The organism is Paenibacillus cremeus (assembly GCF_007786445.1).
Lineage (GTDB): Bacteria > Bacillota > Bacilli > Paenibacillales > NBRC-103111 > Paenibacillus_G > Paenibacillus_G cremeus.
In genome coordinates, this window is record NZ_VNJI01000032.1 from 39,700 (window position 1) to 58,895 (window position 19,196).

Annotated in this window: 14 protein-coding genes; 4 read left to right on the forward strand and 10 right to left on the reverse strand. The window is 52.5% G+C overall.

Annotation, left to right across the window (positions count from 1 at the left end):
- Positions 1-6 precede the first annotated feature (6 nt).
- Complete coding sequence (locus tag FPZ49_RS22190) at positions 7-402, reverse strand: heterocycloanthracin/sonorensin family bacteriocin (RefSeq protein ID WP_391563851.1); 396 nt, start codon at positions 400-402, stop codon at positions 7-9.
- 118 nt (positions 403-520) lie between these two features.
- Between FPZ49_RS22190 and FPZ49_RS22195 the strand changes: the two genes are divergently transcribed.
- Positions 521-1,132 (forward strand): non-canonical purine NTP pyrophosphatase, encoded by a 612-nt coding sequence (locus FPZ49_RS22195; RefSeq protein WP_144851142.1) that lies wholly within the window; start codon positions 521-523, stop codon positions 1,130-1,132.
- An 85-nt stretch (positions 1,133-1,217) separates the two neighbouring features.
- Here FPZ49_RS22195 and FPZ49_RS22200 read toward each other — a convergent pair whose 3' ends face one another.
- The 7 genes from FPZ49_RS22200 to FPZ49_RS22230 all read right to left on the reverse strand — a co-directional run bounded on the left by FPZ49_RS22200 (position 1,218) and on the right by FPZ49_RS22230 (position 10,901).
- Entirely contained in the window at positions 1,218-2,567 is a 1,350-nt protein-coding gene (locus tag FPZ49_RS22200; protein WP_144851144.1) for an ABC transporter substrate-binding protein, read from the reverse strand.
- A gap of 40 nt (positions 2,568-2,607) precedes the next feature.
- Positions 2,608-3,633 (reverse strand): LacI family DNA-binding transcriptional regulator, encoded by a 1,026-nt coding sequence (locus FPZ49_RS22205; RefSeq protein ID WP_144851146.1) that lies wholly within the window; start codon positions 3,631-3,633, stop codon positions 2,608-2,610.
- 571 nt (positions 3,634-4,204) lie between these two features.
- The gene (locus FPZ49_RS22210; protein WP_144851148.1) at positions 4,205-6,229 is read right to left on the reverse strand and encodes a glycoside hydrolase family 13 protein; all 2,025 of its coding nucleotides are present in this window, start codon (positions 6,227-6,229) and stop codon (positions 4,205-4,207) included.
- Between the two features lie 310 nt (positions 6,230-6,539).
- Positions 6,540-7,250, reverse strand: a complete 711-nt coding sequence (locus tag FPZ49_RS22215) for a DUF421 domain-containing protein (protein ID WP_144851150.1) — start codon at positions 7,248-7,250, stop codon at positions 6,540-6,542.
- Between the two features lie 29 nt (positions 7,251-7,279).
- On the reverse strand, positions 7,280-8,479 hold the full coding sequence (locus tag FPZ49_RS22220; RefSeq protein WP_144851152.1) for an MFS transporter: 1,200 nt from the start codon (positions 8,477-8,479) through the stop codon (positions 7,280-7,282).
- A gap of 185 nt (positions 8,480-8,664) precedes the next feature.
- The gene (gene bglB / locus FPZ49_RS22225) at positions 8,665-9,738 is read right to left on the reverse strand and encodes a beta-galactosidase BglB (protein ID WP_261381540.1); all 1,074 of its coding nucleotides are present in this window, start codon (positions 9,736-9,738) and stop codon (positions 8,665-8,667) included.
- Positions 9,739-9,770: 32 nt separating this feature from the next.
- The gene (locus tag FPZ49_RS22230; RefSeq protein WP_144851153.1) at positions 9,771-10,901 is read right to left on the reverse strand and encodes a helix-turn-helix transcriptional regulator; all 1,131 of its coding nucleotides are present in this window, start codon (positions 10,899-10,901) and stop codon (positions 9,771-9,773) included.
- A 325-nt stretch (positions 10,902-11,226) separates the two neighbouring features.
- Here FPZ49_RS22230 and FPZ49_RS22235 point away from each other — a divergent pair, with 325 nt between their 5' ends.
- Together FPZ49_RS22235 and FPZ49_RS22240 are read left to right on the forward strand one after the other, a co-directional pair.
- Positions 11,227-13,605 carry a LamG domain-containing protein gene (locus FPZ49_RS22235; protein WP_144851155.1) on the forward strand — a complete coding sequence of 793 codons (2,379 nt, stop codon included), beginning with the start codon at positions 11,227-11,229 and terminating at the stop codon, positions 13,603-13,605.
- Positions 13,606-13,797: 192 nt separating this feature from the next.
- A complete protein-coding gene (locus FPZ49_RS22240) occupies positions 13,798-14,712 on the forward strand; it encodes an ArsR/SmtB family transcription factor (protein WP_144851157.1) in 915 nt (304 codons plus the stop codon).
- 143 nt (positions 14,713-14,855) lie between these two features.
- On the opposite strand, the gene FPZ49_RS22245 is transcribed toward FPZ49_RS22240, so the two are convergent.
- On the reverse strand, positions 14,856-16,541 hold the full coding sequence (locus tag FPZ49_RS22245; protein ID WP_144851159.1) for a hypothetical protein: 1,686 nt from the start codon (positions 16,539-16,541) through the stop codon (positions 14,856-14,858).
- 535 nt (positions 16,542-17,076) lie between these two features.
- Between FPZ49_RS22245 and FPZ49_RS22250 the strand changes: the two genes are divergently transcribed.
- Positions 17,077-17,847 (forward strand): hypothetical protein, encoded by a 771-nt coding sequence (locus FPZ49_RS22250; protein WP_222429948.1) that lies wholly within the window; start codon positions 17,077-17,079, stop codon positions 17,845-17,847.
- Positions 17,848-18,512: 665 nt separating this feature from the next.
- Here the strand turns inward: FPZ49_RS22250 and FPZ49_RS22255 are convergent.
- The gene (locus FPZ49_RS22255) at positions 18,513-19,118 is read right to left on the reverse strand and encodes a Uma2 family endonuclease (protein WP_144851163.1); all 606 of its coding nucleotides are present in this window, start codon (positions 19,116-19,118) and stop codon (positions 18,513-18,515) included.
- Positions 19,119-19,196: the final 78 nt, after the last annotated feature.

Sequence of the window (19,196 nt, forward strand, 5' to 3'; positions counted from 1 at the left end):
TACGACTTAGAAGCAACGGAAGCAGTTAAAGCAGCGGAAGCACTGGAAGAAGCAAGTAAAGCAGTTCACACAACGGAAACAACGGAATCCGCAGCCACCACAATGCCCACAACCGCCGCAATGCCCACAGCCGCCGTGTCCACCACAATGTCCTCCGCCATGACCGCATTGACGCGCATCATAAGGAGCTTGATTTTGAGAAGGGACTACTTCACCTGCCTTAAAGTCGGAAACATTCAGTTTCTGTAACTCATTTTTAAACTCATTCATTTGTAAAACCTCCGTATTTTTGTTTGGGAATAACGCAGGAGATGCGGGACTGGCAAGCAGGACATCCGATCGATCGCGAACCGGTGATCCGTTGTCTATGAGCGACTGCTCTGACCCTCCTCGACAGCACATACTATACAATTATGATTTATCCTCCGCGGGTGTTCCGGTTCACAAGCGCCCAGATTGGGCAGCTTTGTCTTTCTTTTGGCGACGATTGGTTGTAAAGTAAGGGAAGAGGTGACGCCCCATGCGGAAGCTGTTATTCGGCACTAGAAATCAAACCCGATTTGCGTTTATAAAAGAAATCGTCAGCGACCTTCCGATCGAGCTCGTCAGTCTGGCAGAGCAGGGAATCGAGCTGCATGTCCTGGAGGAAGGGAACGATCCGCTGCAAAATGCCCTCGGAAAAGCATTTGCTTACCATCAAGCGTCCGGTATGCCTACGATGTCGATCGATGCCGGTCTTTACATCGAGAAGTTCCCAGACGACAAACAGCCCGGCGTATACGTGAAACGAATTTATCCGGACCGCAGAGATGCCGGCGAGGAAGAAATGCTGGCGCACTACATCGAAGAGCTGAACCGCTGCGGCGGTGAGAGCAAAGGCTACTGGAATCAGGGGCTGGCGTTGGTGCTGTCGGAGAGCGAAATCCTATTTACGACCTATAAAAGAGAGACCCTGTTTACCTCGAAGCGAAGCCTCGAGATGTCGCCGGGGGAGCCGCTCAATTCGATCCAGATCGATCCGCGAACGGGCAATTATGTGTCCCAGCTGACACTCGAGGAGAAGAAAGCATCCCAGGAGCAGATGGTGAAGCACATCCATCAATTCCTTGCTCAGCACTTGGGTACGATTTAAACCAACACAACGTCAAAAAAAGGCCGCCCCTCATCTCTGAATGAAGGACGGCCTAGTTCTTGTTTACCGAAGGATTTGCTCTCGTTTACTTCTTCTTCTCTTCCTCGACGTTCTTGATAACGCGTTCCTGCGCATCTTTGAGCGCGGTGTTCACGTCCTTTTTGCCCAGCGCCATATTCTTCTGCTCATCGCGGATAATACTCGACGCCTTGGAGCCGTAGATCGACGATTTTTGTGCTGGCGTTTGCTTGGTTAAGAAAATGTTTTGCACCTTTTTGCCGTTGTAGCTGGAGAAATTTTTCGCATAGTTGGCTTGGATCGCCTTATCAGGAATGGCACTGATGCGACCGTTAGCGCTGACAATCATTTGCGTTTCTTTGGAGACGGTCTCGAGCAGCACCTTGAATGCTTCTTCCTTATGCTTACTCGTCTTCGAAATAAAGGTCATATGCGAGTCCACGGTACGCCCATTGCCCAGCTTATCCTGGAAGTTCGGCAGCGCCGCAATATCCCAGTTCGTGAAGCCTCCCTTGGCAGCCTCCTCCAGCGGAGCGGCAGCATCATTCGACCATTCCAGGAACATCGCTACGTTCTGATCCTTCAGGAAGCCGTTGCGGCCCCAGTTGAACTTGTCGCCCGGACCGATTTGGCCTGGTATGTCATACACCTGCTTCATGAAGTCGAATACGCGCTTGTATTCCGGCAGATCGAGCGTCGGCTTATCATTGGCCAGAACGGCCGGAACTCCTAATTGCCCGGCGATCGTATCGGCATAGTTCGGTTCAAAGCCGATATACTGAATCCCGTTCTCGGTGCGGTTGATTTTCTTCGCAATCGGCAGAATATCCTCAAAGCTCATAATATCCTTCGGATACGGAAGACCGAATTTATCAAAAATATCCTTGTTGTAAAGCATCATCCCGTAGTTCAGGGAAAACGGAATCGAGTACAGCTCGCCTTTATCGCCCGCCTGGCGGATACGCTCCATAATCGGCTGATCGTAAATGGACAAGTCCACATTATATTTTTTCACGTACTCATTCAAGTCCTGCATAACATCCAACTGCTTCAATAAAGCGAAGTAGCCGTTGCTGGCAAAAATAAGGTCCGGCGTATTGCCTGCCGCAACGAGGTCTTCCAGTTCTTGACCTTGGGTCGGCTTAATGTACTGCAGCGTAATGTTCGGGTACTTCTTCTTCACCGGCTCAACAAAATATTTTTGGAAATCGCTTTCCGTAAAGCCGACACTCTTGTGGTTGGTAATGGTTAACGTAACCGGCTCGTTCGATGCTGGCGGAGGAGTTGCCTTGGTTTCTTCCGCTTTGGGCGCTTCTTTCGGTGCCGCTCCCTGAGTTCCTTGCCCGCTGCTGCATGCTGTAAGTGAAGCTAATACCAACGCTGACGCCAAAATCGAGATCCCTGTTTTCTTTAGCATTGTACCTTACCCCTTTGTCATGTGATTAGAAAATGAATGATTAGCTGCATGCCGGTCCCGTCGTGCCTCTGACGATCAACCGTGGATGATATTGGGTTTGTTTCGTGCCGAACTCGAGCTTCTGAATCAGACGGTTCAAGATATGTACTGCGTCCTGTCCCATCGCTTCTTTCTCCGTATGTATGGTGGTTAGCGGTGGGGTGCAGTAGTTGGCCGCATCGATGTTGTCCGAACCGACCACAGAAATATCGTCTGGCACGCGCATGCCCTGCTCAAGCATGACCCGCATAGCGCCCAGCGCCAGCATATCGTTTGTTGCAAAAATCGCCGTCGGCTTGTTGAAACGTGTCTGGGAACGTTCCCACATTGCTTTTAATGCGTCCCTACCAGCTTCAAAAGTCGAGGTTTGCGAGAAAAACAGATGCTCTTGCGGAATTTCACAGCCTAATTCTTTCATCCGCTCATAAAAGCCTGCATAACGCAAATAATGGCTTCGATGCTCCTGCGGTCCTGCTATGATGCCGATCCTCCGATGCCCCAGCTCATATAAGTGATCGGCTGCCATTCTGCCGCCTGCGAGATCATCGTTGACCAGCTGGATCACCTGGCTGTTCTCTGCCGTACCGTTCACCATCAGATACGGGATGTTGAACTTATCGATATGCCCGATCATCTCTTGGCTTAACCGGCTGATCAGAATTAGCCCGTCCACTCGCTTTTCCAGCATGTAATCCGCCGAGCGAAGCGACATTTCCTTGTCTGTGGACACGAATACCGAGTAATTGAGCTGCTCCGCTGCGGAGAGAATCGCGTCCAATATTTTCCCGTAGATCGGATGGGATACAATCGGATAGTCCTTCCGGTAAATAATAATGCCGATGTTGTAGGTTCGCTGCGAGACCATGGCTCTAGCCACAGCATTCGGCTTGTACTGCAAATGCTCAATGGCGTGCTCCACCTTCTTGCGCGTCTCCGGACTAATGTATCCGTTGCCCGAAATAACACGAGATACAGTAGACTTGGAAACCCCGGCGAATCTCGCGATGTCAATAATCGTATGGTTCAGAGGTGCACCTCCAGGGGAAAATGGTAAAAGCGTCCAAACGAGGTAAGCGCTTTCCCTTTGAATATTATCAATATACTATAGCCGCTCCTTTTTTGACAACCACTCTTTTCAACATTTACCAAATCTAAATGTTGAGGCTGGGACATCACACGGGCGCACGTGCTCAGCAGCGTTCTCCAATGCGGGTTTCACGCTTTGCACGCGGAGCTCGGGGCTCGGCGGCGCGCTCCAATGCGGGTTTCCCGCTTTGCACGGAGCGCCAGGGCTCGGCGGCGCTCTCCAATGCGGGTTTCACGCTTTGCACACGGGCGCACGGGCTCGGCGGCGCGCTCCAATGCGGGTTTCCCGCTTTGCACGACGCGGCGCACGGGCTCGGCGGCACTCTACAAAGCGGGTTTCCCGCTTTGCACTCGGCGCACGGGTTCGGCGGCATTCTCCAATGCGTGTTTCCCGCTTTGCACGCGGCGCACTGGCGCCTCCCTCGCCTTGGATACTTGCGCATAGCCGTAGCCGTACATATCGACGAAATGATCAAAAAAGGGGCTGCAATCAGCCCCTCCCCAGTGTCGCTTTATTGCACCAGAATTGCACCATAATGCCCGTCGACGGAGACGGTTACATTACCGCCCGAAACGGTGTACACGGTTCCGGTAATTTTATCGGTCATCGTGCTGCCGTCCACTACGCTAAGCTTCGAAACAGGAACGGTGATCGACTTCCTGGACGAGTCGTTGTTCAGTGCCACCGCGATCCGGTTCGTATTGTCAAACCGTCCGTAGGAGAACACCTTCGTTGCGTCATCAGCGAGCAGCGTCATGAAGGAGCCGGTGCGCAGCGCCGGATATTGACTGCGGATGCTGATCAGCTTTTGCGTCAGAGCGACGGCACTGTTGGCTGTCGTGCCTTGTGTCCAGTCGAAGGTACGGCGATTGTCCGGATCTGCACCGCCCTGCATACCATACTCATCGCCATAGTAAATCGTCGGCGTTCCCACGTACGTCATTTGGAAAAAGAGCGCCAGATATGTTTTCCAAATGTCGCCTGCCGCGCGCGTTCCGAAGCGAGTGATGTCGTGATTGCTGAGATGGTTGCTCATGACCTGCTGCACATTCGTCGGGTAGTTGGCCCGTGTGCCGAGCAGCCAGGTGTCGAATTGCGACGTCGGAATCGAAGCCGCGTTGTTGCTGTAATCCTTGCCCGTGATCCATTCGGAAACCGGCTGCGTAAAGCCGTCGAAGTTGGTCGCGCCATCCCACTGATCGCCCGTCGACGCCCAGGAGGACGCGTTGCCCCAATATTCGCCGAAGACTACCGCGTTCGGATTGACGGACTTCACTGCAGTGCGGAATTCCTGCCAGATCGTATGATTCGTGCTGTTGCTGCCGCCCCCGCCGTTTGCATCGGCATACTGCGGAGCATCGAGACGCCAGCCGTCGATATTGTACGGTGCGGACAAATACGTTTTGGCCACCGAGTTGCTGTTGTTGTAGATATCATTGCGTACCGCCGAGCCTGTGGCACCATAATTCAGCTTAGGCAGCCGGCTGGAGGTTCCGAATAACGAGAACGTGTTCGGCCACGCCTGGAAGGTGTAGTAGTTGTACCAGGTGCTCGTCTGCGATTCGTAGGCCCCTTGGGTCGACCATTTATTATATTTATCGAACCATTTATTCGTATCGCCCGTATGATTGAACACGCCGTCCAGCACCACATAGCCCTGTGGTCCGTTCGAGCTGCTGTGCATATTGGAGACCAGCGTCTGCAGCAGAGTGTTGGAGCCTAGAGCAGGGTCAACGGTATAGTAGTCCTCGGTATCGTACTTGTGATTCGTCGGGGCGCTGAAAATCGGATTCATATACAGGATATTAGCACCGAGCGTGCCCTTGATGTAGCTGATTTTTTGATTTACGCCATCCAAATCCCCGCCGAAAAACACTAGATTGTTGTTGTAACCGGCACTTGCCGCAACAGCGCTGCCCCATGCTTTCTTTTCGGCCAAATTCCCATTATACCGGTCGTCATTCGTTTGAATGTCATTGGAGGTATCTCCGTTATAGAAGCGATCGGGGAACACTTGATAGATAATGCCATTTTTCATCCAGTCCGGAGTCTTGAAGCCTGGGATAATAAAGAAATCGCGGGTTGTCTGCTCCGTATCGGATGGGCCTTTCGCATCATACCAGACCGTCTTCGAGCCGTCATTGATTTGGAAGTGGTAATGCTTGACCGAGCTGCTCGCCGGAACCGTACCTTGCCAAAACTCATAGTTGCCGGTTGCATCGTTGCCTACTTTGGTCATCGCCACCCAATGGTACGCACTGTCTGCCGAATCGTAATACCGGATATTGGCCGTGGTAATATCGTTGGTGTAGGTCCGAAATTTCAAGGTGACGCTCTGCGCGCTGGTCGGCTCCAAATTGTTGTCATACACCGGGCCTTGGTCGTGGAACAAGCCGCTCCACATCACATTGTTATCCTGCGCGGCCGCATGAACGGTCGAGGACGGTGTCTGCCAAGCGCTCGTCACCGCGATCATGCTCAAGCAAAGCGCCAGCGTTTTCAAGAAAGTGCGTTTGCGTTTTTTCGTATGGGCCATTAGAAATCTCCTCTCTGAAATAGAAAAGAATGCTTATGCTTTTCCTAGCACAATACACCTATGTAAAAGCTGCAGCTCACCTCCCACAAATCCCATATATTGGTTTTGTTAGCGCTTTCTTTATTGATTATAATCTTCCCCAGCCTCTTCGCTCCAGTCACAGAACTGTCGTGAAATGATACGAAACTGTGCTAATATCCCGCCCCAAAAAGAAATGAGGGCAGAGCTTCTATCGCTCCCCCTCATACCCTAACAGCCAATGTAAGCTCCTCAATTGTAATTTCCCTTGTCGCAATGCGAAAACGCTCCCCTACTCCTGATCAATCGGATGCCGGATGTTGTCCCAATACAGATCACAGAACAGCTTCCCGTTCGGTCGCATGACCGCATAGCTTACTTGTTCCGCTGTGACACCCCGCAGCTGCAGCTGCTTCGAGAGCCATGCGGTGGAGACGCCCGAGAGCTCCAGATTGTTCTTTATGATTTGGCCGTCCATAATGAGCTCAATCGGAAACTGGCTCTGTGCCGGACTGGGCAGGTTGAAATCCTTACGCATCAGCGCCCTGTATTGCGGCTTCTTGAGCACCGACAGCTTTCCATTAAGCTCCAGCACGGCATACTCCACTTCCTCCGGGTCAAAAATATCTTTTTCCCGCAGCTCCTGATTGAGCGTATCGAGCGTAATTTGAATTTTCTTTAAATTCTGCTCCAAAATTTTGCCGTTCTCGATGACTACGGTCGGCTTGCCTGCCAGCCATTTGCGAATTTTGCGGCTTTTAAGGGAAATAAATGCGACAATATAGGCGATCCCGCTGAAGCTGAGAAAAGAGACTGCCAAATGCCACGTTTTCATCGAGGTGTTGAAAGCGATATTGCCCGTGATCGCCCCCAGCGTGATCGAAGCGACAAAATCATAGTAAGTCATCCGCGCAATCGTATGCTTGCCCAGCACCTTCGTAATCACCATAATGAGCGCGAAGGCAATGAACGCCCGGATAATCGTATCCCAAACGATACCCACCTAACCCACCTCCTACCAGTTAGTATGGGTCAGACTTGGGTAGTTATTCCTTCACGTTTAACAAAAAGCGGGGTTAAAAGTGCTGCACCCACCACCATTAGCGCGCCGCTTACACTGTACACGACCCAAAGGGACAACGAGTCCTTTAAAAAGCCGGAAGTCAGCATCCCCAGCACCAACATCCCCATAAACACAGGGGCAATCGCTCCGGAAACCCGTCCAATAAATTCGGCTTCCGTGTTTCTCATAATCATCGTTTGGATTCCGATATGGATGCAAGGGTTGAACAAGCCACTCATGAATTGAAAGACAAGGGTTAACCAAATCACCGAAGAGGCTCCTACCCCAACCGTGCAAAGAGCGCTGACCAGCAAGCCTGCGGCAAGCATTAGCTGGGGCTTTACTTTTTTGGCGATGATCATGATCACTGCCCCTCCTACCAGCATCGCGGCCCCGTTCGTCCCCACCAGCCATTGCAAAAACGATTTGTCCTGCCCCAGCTTTTCCATCGTAACAAAGATCAAAAGCGGCTGAATTAAGCCGACGGCTAGACCCGAAGCGGCAAAGGTAAAGCTTAGCGTTCTTAAGGAACGATTGGATGCGATGTATCGAAATCCAGCCGACAGCTCCTTCATGAAGGGACTGCGGGCTTCAAGCTTTTCTTCTTCATGGTCTCGAGGCAGGGTAGATAAAATCAAGGAGGACCCCAAAAAAAGAAGCGCCGTCAAAGTTAGCGAAACCGCAATGCCGAACTTGAAAAAAATAAACGTTCCTATGATCGGTCCTAAAATGACTAAGCCCGCAACGAGCGATTGTGAAATGGCCATAACCCCCTGGAGCTGATGCTCGGGCACATTCCGCTTGTATAGCTTCATGCCCGACGGCTGAGAAAATTGCGACAAGCTGGCCGAAACAAACGATCCGACAAGCAGCGCCATCCACCCTCCGTTCATCACCGCCACCAAGACGACCACCACGGACAAGGCGGATAGCAGATCGCTCCATACCATGGTCCGCTTGGGGCGCCAACGGTCGGCTAAAGTTCCGCCAATAATGGCAAACAAAAAGATCGGTGCAAATTCTGCTGCCGATATCAATGACACGTATACCGGATTATTGCTGGTTAACTGGGTAACATACAGAAGGACTGCATAATTTCGAATCCAAACGCCTAGCTGCAGCAGCACTCGTGAAAGCAGAATGGTTCGAATGTACCGGTTTGAAAACATGTGAGCCACCTCAACTCTATTTACTAAATTAGTAATTTACTAAATTACTGACTTAGTTTATTTCGTTTTTCATCGTTCGTCAACCAAAACTTTTACATTCCTGTCCTTCCAATGGTCGTTGAAATAAAAAAAGCCCTGAGCGCAAGCGCACTCAGAGCATCAAGAATTGTATTCGACTATCGAAATCACTCAGGGATATGATGCAGACTCTCCACCAGCATCAGCAGCGCCATCGACTGGCCATAAGGCATTGGACATTGCGGAATCCGCTTGTAAAAATCGAGCGTATGCCCCATCCGCGTACCATACGAAACGCCGTGTACCATGCCTTGCTCATCGATTTTGGCCAGAACGCTCTTCATCGCCTGGAAGGCAGCATCGGCATACTCGTCCACGATATAGCCTTTGCGGATCGCCTTGAGCATACTGTATGCAAAACCGGCTGTCGCCGACGTCTCCTCATAGGAGCTCGGATCGTCCAGCAGCGTATGCCACATGCCAGACTCGGATTGCAGCAGCGCTAGCTGTTCTACCTGCCGCTCCAGGGAGGTGACGAGAAAAATTTCGACGCCCAGCGGGATTTTGACCATGTCCAAATAATCGACGAGACCCGCGGAATACCACGCATTGCCGCGTCCCCACAGCGCTTTGGCAAAATTGTGCTTGCCGACAAAGCTCCACCCATGATAGAACAGCCCCGTCTGCGTATCGGTCAAATATTTCATATGCACGAGAAACTGCCGCACACTCTCCTGCACGTAATCGTCGCGGTTCAGCAGCACACCCATTCGTCCAATGAACAGGACGGTCATATACAGCGTATCGTCCCACAGCTCCCCGTAATGTTCCCCTTCGAGGGTGACATGGGTTATGCCGAACTCCGGAGTTCGGGGCATCTCATCTGCGGCATAGCTGGCCCATTCTTTGCACAGCTCGAGGTACTCGGGATTATGCGTCTCTTCGTACAAATAAGTCAGCGTCAGCAGCGGACACATCGTATTGACATTTTTCGAGGGCAGCCCTTCACGGATTCGCGCATCGAACCAATCGATCAGATAGCTAAGAATCTCGCGGTTGTTCGTTTCTTTATAATACCGGTACAAGGAAAACAGACCGACCCCCTGCGACCAATCCCACTTGTTGATCGAGATGATGCTTTCCGGCGTGTCCTCTTCAATCGTAACTTTTAAATTTTTCATCCCGGAAATGACTTTATCAATGGTCAACAGCAGCTCGCGCCGGTTCAAAGGAACTTCCATCGTGTTCCAACCTCCTGAATCCTTCCCCGCTATTAGAACGGTTGTCTTATATATTCTTTAGGAGAGACGCCCTCCAATTTCTTGAACACCATGTAAAAATGCGAATAATCCTTGTACCCGACCGCTTCTCCCGCTTCCCGCACCCGGTGCTTCCCTTCCAGCAGCAGGCGTTTGGCATGATGAATTCGCGTTTTGGCGAGCAGATCGACGAAGGTGGTCCCGGTCTCCTGGCTGAGCAGCCGGCTCAAATAGCTGGCGTTCATGTGGTACAGCTCGGCAAGCAGCGATAAGCTGACGTTCTCTGCATAATTGGTGTTCACGTACGCTAAGACCGATTTGATGACCGGCGAATATTCCTTCTTCATAGTTCCCGTATAGGGTCTGCTGGACATCATCAGCCGGTGCAGATAGTCGTACGCATCGCTAAGGCTGTCCAATTGAAACACCTGCTCCACCGTGTCGCTGTAGCTAATCTCCGGAGTGATCCCCGCTTTGTCGGCATAACGGTAAATGTCGAGGCATACCGCCGCGAGCAAGCTCTGTGCGGTCAGAATGCTGCCGTCGCTTTTCTCCACAATCCCGGACAGCTGCGACAGCAAGTACGACTGCAGGCCGCCTTCCGACGGATTCTCCAGCACAAAATCCAGTCCGGCCGGCTTCTCGCTGCAATCCAGCTCCGGCAGCTGAAAATACCGTTTCTGCGCCGTCCGCATCGTCTCGTCGAAGGCATCGCGCAGCTGCGCAAGTCCGACGCAGATTGGGCTTAAGATGATTGACAGGGAGATGCTGCCTGCACCTGCACCTTCCACTCCCCCTTCGACCATCCGGCTGGCTCTCCGGCAAATCGACGTTTCCGGATGGATGAACGCAAGCATCGTGTAAGGCGTGATCGCGAACGGCACAACCTGCGAGCCCTCAAATTCACCGCTCAATCGTCCGCACAGGTCGGATAATTGCTGCTGGTACTGCTTCCACTTGTCCCGCGCGAGCTTATCCTTGAGCCAATAAGAGCCCTTGGGCCGAACGGCCAACAGCACGAACGGACTCTCCACGCTCAAATCGGCTTGCAGCAGACCTGCTCTTAATGCATTCGTTTGCGGGTTGTAACCGGATACATAATCAGCCATGCATGAAGCAGCAAGCTCCATCCCCGATGCTATCATAAGCTGTGCTTCCCCTTTTCTCAAGAACGGTCGTTTACCTAATCATACACAAGGGTCGACAGGTTGACTAGTAGCCGGTAAACTTCGCCCCCTTATTATAAGCTGAAGCGCGAAGTCGCTCCTATCGGGTGAATTTTACTTTTTATCCATAAATTTTACCGTTCTCCATGCGTTTGCAAAAATTATCAATAAAAAGTAAGAACAGCCCCATATTAATTCAACCCTTCTTCCCTTAGGATATTAATGAAGCGCTTTCAATGGGGGTGAGTCGATGTTTTACTCAGTCAGCAGCCGCTGACTCCAATCCACTATGGGAGGATTCATTATGAGGAGAAAAAGCATAAGACCGGCACACCTGAAGGTGTTCGCCACCGTATTATCGTTTTTTGTTTTACTGCAGTGCGTAAGTGTCATGCCATTCTCAACCCCTACGGTGCAAGCTTCCACTACCACGGATTTTAACACTCGAGCCAGCTCCCTTATCTCGCACTTTGCCGCACAAGCCAGCACCACCACCAACTACCAAAAAGATTATTGGGTCGCCGAATCCAAATTTTACGACTATGCTGTCAATGGCAACACGGCGAGGCTAGCCGAAGCCCGGTCCTTCGTAAGCTATGCGCTGGACAATACCACCGAGCACTTCACCCTGCTGGCCGCGATGGACTGCTACTTGCGCTACGGCTACTTGTACGACCAAGCACTGATCGACAAAACGAAGAGCGTCATGGTCGGCAATACGCACTATGGGGATGACCTTAGCACGCAGAACAAAATTATTATGGCAGCCACTGCCCGCTACCTGGCTTCTGAAACGTGGCCCACGGACACGTTTGGAAGCAGCTTCACTACCGCGGACCCGACAGGGCAGCAGACGGTCAATGATTATATCAACATTTATGTGCATTATGGCGAGCGTGAATTCAACTCCAACACGTACTTCGCTTACCACTACAATGCCTTCCGTGCACTGGCGGACCTAGCGAAAGACGCCACGCTGAAAAATAAAGCCGGCTTGGCGGCGGAGTGGATGCTGGCCTCGGCAGCAGGCGAGTGGCTGAACGGCCATTGGGCGGCGGCGCAAGAGCGGATCTACGAGCCGATTCATGCGCAAACGGACTATCGCGCAGGCAGCGCTTTGCTGTGGCTTTATTTCGGCGGCCCGTCCACAGCGGACATGGACGGCGACGAATTGTACTACAGTGCGCAAGCCGTAGCCTCCAGCTACCGGATGCCGGATATCATAGCGCAGATTGCGCAAGCACGAACGACCGCTTATACGCATAAGGAGACCCATTTTTACGACAAAACGGAATGGACGACAGGCTACTACCAATACCTGACCACTTACATGAACAAAAATTACGGTGTCTACAGCGATCGCGATTATATCAACCCGATGAGCAACTACGTCAACCGGTTCACAGGCTACTTCAAGCAAATGCTTCGCTGGGGCGTGGCATGGCAGGGAACTACCGGCAACAGCACCTTCCTTGTGCAGCATCCGCTGGGCACTAAGGTAACGAACTTCGGAGCTACGGCATATGAGCATGTCCTGCAGCACAACGGGACGATTATCGGGGTGTACGACATTCCTGCCACCGACCCGAATCCTTGGATTTATGGCTGGATTCCGACGAACTACACGGCCGTAATCAATAACTCCACGACGACGGGACGCATTTATTTGAACTACGGTCCGGTTATGGTCGCGCTTCACGTGACTTCGCCGTTCACTTGGACAACGGGCACGCAGAACTTCCAGCAAAATGCCACCAAAATCGGTATCGTAGTGGAGACGGCCGACCCAAGCACCTATGCCGGAGCGGATGATACGACGAAGCTGAACAATTTCAAAACGGCTGTCGATGCTAAATTCAGCACCGTGGTGTTCAACTCCACGCCTTCGGACGGCCCGATCATTTCTTATACGGCACTGGACGGCACGACGATGGAAACCAAGCACAACATGTACAATACCGGATATGACAAAATCAATGGGGCCGCCTTCACCTTCTCCACCACCACTTGGCCGCTGCTGGATGATCCTTGGATGCATCAGGATTATAACGGCAATACGCTGACGCTTACCTTTGGCAGCAAGCAGCGTGTGTATAATTTCTCCACTTGGACGGTGACGGACAATTCGACGCTGGTGAACGATACGTTCGAGACCATGAGCACAGGCGCAGCCCCATCCGGCTGGACGATCACGAACGGCTCCTCGACGAGCACAACGGTCGCCGACAATCCGGGCCCGACGGATAAGAGTCTACGCCTGTTGGACACGAACACCTCCGGCAATACAGTCGCTGTCCGCACCTTCACAGGACAGACCGGCACTATCGTCGCGGAGTGGAAATACAGGGATGACCTGGTCGGCTCCCAGCCGAAATTCATCCTGCGCAGCGGTTCCACCGATGGGGTCAGCTTATACCGCTCCGGCACGGGGCTGTACTACAATAACAGCGCCGGTACCGGCGTCGCCATTCCGGGCTTCACCTTCACGGCGAACACGTGGTACACCTTTACGATCGTGGCGAATCCTGCCACCGACACATTCGATCTGTACGTGGATGGCGTGCTGAAGCAATCGGGCGCCCAGTTCCGCAACGCGGTCACGCAGCTGGACAGCATTTACCTGGCCAGCAGCTCGGGCAGCACGAACGATTTTTACATTGACTCAGTCTTGATTACGAAGTAATCGTTGGAGTAAGCCGTCAGAACGATGGAACTGTGGTGTGGTCCAGCCTCAGCCTCCTCCTTCTGGCGGCTTTCTATTCGCCTTTAATATTAATAATATTTTATATTCATTTAGTTTTTGCAATATTAAGAAAGATTAGGTACACTAGGGCTAGAAAGTTGCAACCAGGAAGATAGAAGGTGAAGCTAACAGATGGAAGACAACAACACAAATAAACGCGTCGCCGCTCCTCTGCTGCTGGATCTGGCCAAATCGCTCTCCAGCGAGCTGCGGCTCAGAATATTAGAAGCGCTGAGTGAAAAGCCGATGAGTGTCGGCGAGCTGACGAAGATGCTCGGCGTAGCGCAGCCGACGATCTCGATCAACGTGCAGATGCTGGAGGAGGTCGGATTGATCGAAACCGCGCAGAAGCTGGGTAGAGGCAAAATCTGCTCCCGCACCTGCGATTCGTTGACCCTGGATCTGCCCATGGTGCCGAGTGAATCGCTCAAGGTGAAGGAGATCCATATGCCGGTGGGCATGTACACCGCGTTTCAGATCAAAGCGCCTTGCGGGCTGGTGAACAATGAGGGCACCGTCGGCAGTGTGGATGAAATCGCCACGTTTTATATGCCGGAGCGTGCGGAGGCGAACCTGATCTGGTTCAGCGAGGACGGGTATGTTGAATATTCGTTCCCATACCCTGTCGCCGTGGATCAGCTACCGATTCGAGAGCTGAGGGTAAGTGCAGAGCTGTGCTCGGAGACCTTCGAGTACAATGAGGAATGGCTCTCCGATATCACCTTATCGGTCAATGGCCATGAACTCGGCACCTTTACCAGCCCGGGCGATTTCGGTAAGACGAAGGGGCATCTGACGCCCGTCTGGTGGAAGGGCGGCACGCAATACGGCCTGCTGACGGAATGGTTGGTGGACGAAACTGCTGCATATATTAATGGCGAACGAAGCGCAGCGGTCACCGTTCATGAGCTGCAGCTAAGTCCTGAAAAGCCGATTGTGGTCCGCTTCGAGGTCAAGCCCGACGCCCGCCATCGTGGTGGTATAAACTTGTTCGGCAAGCATTTTGGCAATGTGGCGCAAGACATCAAGCTGGTGTTTTCGCGATAAGCGGCACAGCAAAGGACCGTCCGAAAAGATCGCCGGACGGTCCTTTGCTGTGCATCCTCTAACTTTTAGCTCGTTGTGAGTTGCTCCTGCCCCCATACAATACCGCTATACGTAGCCTCCATCCCCTAATCCATTCCTGCTTACTATTCAGCGCTTGTGCGGCCATACTCCATCGTCACTTGGCGTCGTACAGGTCCCACCAGGTTGATGGTCACATTTTTCCGCCCAAAGTCCATATTGTCCCCGCGGATTACCTCGTAGGTATGCTCATGGGCGCCCTCCGAGATGCGAATCCAGTCCGTCCCTTTCCGATAAACGGCAGCACCTTGGCGTAGTTGATACAAGCTGCTCTTCGGCTGAACGATCCCTTCCCCTTCGAGCTCCCCGGCATCATCAAAAGCGGCCACCAGCTGTGCTATCAATTGCGGCACCTCTTCCGCCACAACGGCCATCTCAATCGCGTTGTCTTGGAGCGACAGCTCAACAGTCACAGGCAGTCTAACGGCATGGGTAAGCTCCCGCAGATGATTCGGCATGTCGCTGAAATAGCCTCCATACGGTGCAGCGATCTCTTGCTCGAGCGGCCCCTGGTAGCCCCATAACAGATCGACATGCAAACGATAGGTCCGTTCATCCACCTGCTGAATCGTTGGGAACGACACGCCGCCTAGGCCGAAGTATCCGATCACCAGACGGAACGCGATCAGCTTGGCCTCCCCGTACTGAACATGCAGCCAATCCTGCTGTCCAGCCATCGCCGTGACACTTAAAGGGCCGTTCCTGTGACGCAGCACCGCTGCACCATGCATCGGACCGAAGCCTTCCCGGTTGCCCCCTTCTTTGGGGACGCGAACCCGACGTCCAGAGTCGAACAGCTTCGTATATTCGGTCGGCAATGGCGCGTCGTGCTGATCGGCCCAAGCCATCTTTTCCGGATACAGCAGCCAGTACATCAGCTCCAGCGTCGGCCGCTTGTTCGACTTCGCAGCCAGCTTGGCCATCGACGCAAACTGCGCATTATTCGTTTCTGCCGCCAGCAGACGGTAAGCGATTTCATATTCGCCGCCCATGAATTCCTGCGAGCCCCGGTCCTGACGGGAGGAATACTCCGTGACAATGGTATGATCCGCATGCAGAAGGTACAGCATCATATTCAAATTGCGGCAGCCCGCTTCCAGCGACGGTTCATGTCCGAAAACCCGGTACACATGATACAGTGCCAGATCGCAATGCGGGTTGTACACCGCGTTACTGCGCTCCGTCCATTCCCCATACTCGGTAAGATCGAAGCCTTCATTTAAATATTGGTAGGCCCTGTCTCGCAGCGCATCCTCTGGAAAAATTTCATACAACAGCGCAAGCGCTCTGCACATAACCCAGCGATGGTTCGGGGTATGAATTCCGCCGGTGAGCAGGCACGGCTTGGTATTCTCCAGAAACTGCCTCAGCAGCTGCTCCGCTTCCTTCGCTTCGCTGAAGCCGCTTTTCACGAGCACCTGATATGCTATCCCAATCAGATGAACCGCGAACGCCGTATCGGGAGGCGAGTCAATATTGCAATTCATTAACGAGATGCATCCGCTGGCAAGCTGTCTCCGATGCAGCTGCTTCGTTGCGGCAATTATTCGCTGCAGCATGTCCGAATCGCGATAGTACCGGGATTGCGAATGACAGTACAGCGGTACAGCCGTAGCTAAAAGCTCGGTCACGTTGGTCACCGTAATATCCGTTGAACCAAACCAGTAGCTGGCTGGGTCCGCCACAATTTGTGGTTCAAGCCGTCTCCACCGTTGTTCTTGTTTCTCCACTAAGCTGATTTCAGAATGCACCGCGTCCATCCCCTTCATCAAGTTTTAATGAAATCACATTTCTTAATCATACACTATGAGCCCTCAGGCATTATATAGGGCTTTTTTTACTTTTCATGGTGAAATGTTACATCATGCCCGCGCAATCAGGAATGGATGAAAAAAAGCCCGCATATTTTTGTGAAGGAAACGAACGTGGCGATTGTATTCGATACGATGCGATGCCAAAAGGAGATCTCACGATGTTTCCTCATGAGGATAAAAAAGAGGGACCGGACGCCCCTCGCAAAATCCCTTCACTTGCCGATCGGATGCTCCGCGATCCCAAAGCCAGGCCCGCCATGGCCGAGTGATACAACCCTAAGCTGCTGCTGCAGACGGGGCTCAAGGCACTGCTGTCCGGCTTATTCGGCAGCTACTCCGACTACCGCCTGATGGAGGCTTACAGCGGGAGCTTGGATCATCAGACCGCCCGGAGCTGCACCTGCAGGAGCCGGACAGCGGCGTAACAAGGGTTACCTCTCGTGGGTCTGTGCTGATTTTCGGCGGGGATCAAGTGTACCCGACGGCAAGCCGCCAGGAATACGAGCGCCGGCTGGTGACTCCCTATCATCTGGCCTCAGGGTTCACGGAGGAGCAGCAGCCTCCCCAAGTGTTCGCCATTCCCGGCAATCACGATTGGTATGACGGGCTGATCGCTTTTACCCGCCTGTTCTGCTCATCCAGGTGGTTCAACGGCTGGCAGACGAAGCATCGAAAAAGCTATTTTGCCCTGAAGCTGCCTCATGGCTGGTGGGTGCTCGGCGCGGATGTGCAGCTGCAGTCGGATATCGATGATCCGCAGGTGAACTATTTCAAGCAGGTTATCAGCCATATGCAAGCCGGAGACCGAGTCATGCTGTGCAATGCCGAGCCGTATTGGGTGACGACGGAAAAATACCGTGAAACGGACCCAACCTTCGCTGAGAAAAATTTGGCGTTCCTAGAGCGGCTCGTTCAAGCCCAAGAGGCTCGCATTCAAGTGTCCATCGCTGGTGACTTGCATCACTATCGACGTTTCGAGCATATTCCTGCCAGCGATGACGAGCGGGTCAGTGAGAGCCTCAAGGTGGAGAAAATAACGGCGGGTGGCGGAGGCGCGTTCCTGCATCCGACCCATGAATTCACAACGGAAGCGCTCTATGACAACAGCTCAGAAGCGGATAGTCCGATCCACAAGACACGCGAGTTCAAAAGGATGCAGGATTACCCGCGCGTTCACGATTCCAGCCGTCTCTGCTGGCGTAACCTGCTGGTCCGTGGAACAATAAGTGGTTTGGCAGCTTAACCGCCCTGCTGTATTTCTTCGTGGCTCTCCCGATCACGAGTATCGCTGCTGGCACATCCCTACCTAGCTTCAGAGGGATCATGAAGGAAGCCGGCAACCTCATCGCGCATTCTCCCAGCAGCATTATGTGCATCCTTCTGCTCTTATTCGGCTTCTGGCAGTTTGCAGATTCTACAAGTCGGTGGTTCAAGGGGCTGGCCGGAGGCTTGCACGGGGTAATGCACGCCGCTGCGGCTTTCTTGATTAGCTGCGGCACAATATACTCACTTCAAGCGACAGGTATGCTTCCGACGAAGCCCCTGCCTGCAATGGCATTGACCGGTCTGCTGATTGCCGTTGGAGGCTGGATCGTCGGCTCGATCCTAATGGGGGTTTACTTCCTCATCTCATTAAACGGGTTTGGCTTTCACAGCAATGAAGCGTTCTCCGCCTTGAAGATTGAGGATTGGAAAAACTTCATCCGGTTTCATCTTGATCCAGAAGGCCGGCTGACGATCTACCCCGTCGGGGTCGATAAGGTGGTCCGCCGATGGAAGGCGGCTCCAATCTCCAAGACCGGCCCGCTGCTCGTCCCGGATGTCACGCCGGAGCAAGCCCGCGCTTTACCGAAGCTGATCGAAGCGCCGATTGTGATCCCCCCGCTTCCGCGTGAGAAATCGTATGCCTCACTTTACCGCTCCGAACAGCTTGTCCAGCTCGATATGAATGCAGGTAAACCGCTCCGAGGTCAGCACATCACCGATTCCGGCGCCGTAGCTTTCATGAAGCACAAATTCCCCATTGACTAGTACAAATTGATCAATCGTGAAATGCGTTGGATCAGCGATCCAATATTCCGTAACTCCATGCTTTTCAAATTGGCGTTTTTTGCGAATTTTATCATTGGTGCTCGTGCTGGGGGATAAAATTTCTACAACCAAGTCCGGAGCTCCCTCAATGCGGGCCGGAGTGATAATATGCTCCCGCTCATGCAGAACCATAACAAGATCCGGCTGAAAGCAATTGTCTTCATCCAAATAAACATCGATGGGTGAAAACAGAATTGTACCGTTCGCATGGCACGTAGAATGCAAGGCCAAATACAGTTGAGCGGCAATTTTTTGATGCAAAATGGTTGGCGCCGGAGACAAATCATACCGCACACCTTCAATAATCTCATAGCGTTCTTCGACATACGGATTCGGCGCCGGTCGGTCCACGTATTCATAAGATTCCACTTGCTCCTTGACGCGCTCCGGCTTTGCTCCCACTTCCGATTTTCGTTCCTTCATAAATACACTCCCCTTCAGATATGAAAAATGGTCTATCTAAGCTTCATGATAAATCAATCTGGGAATAAATACCACCAT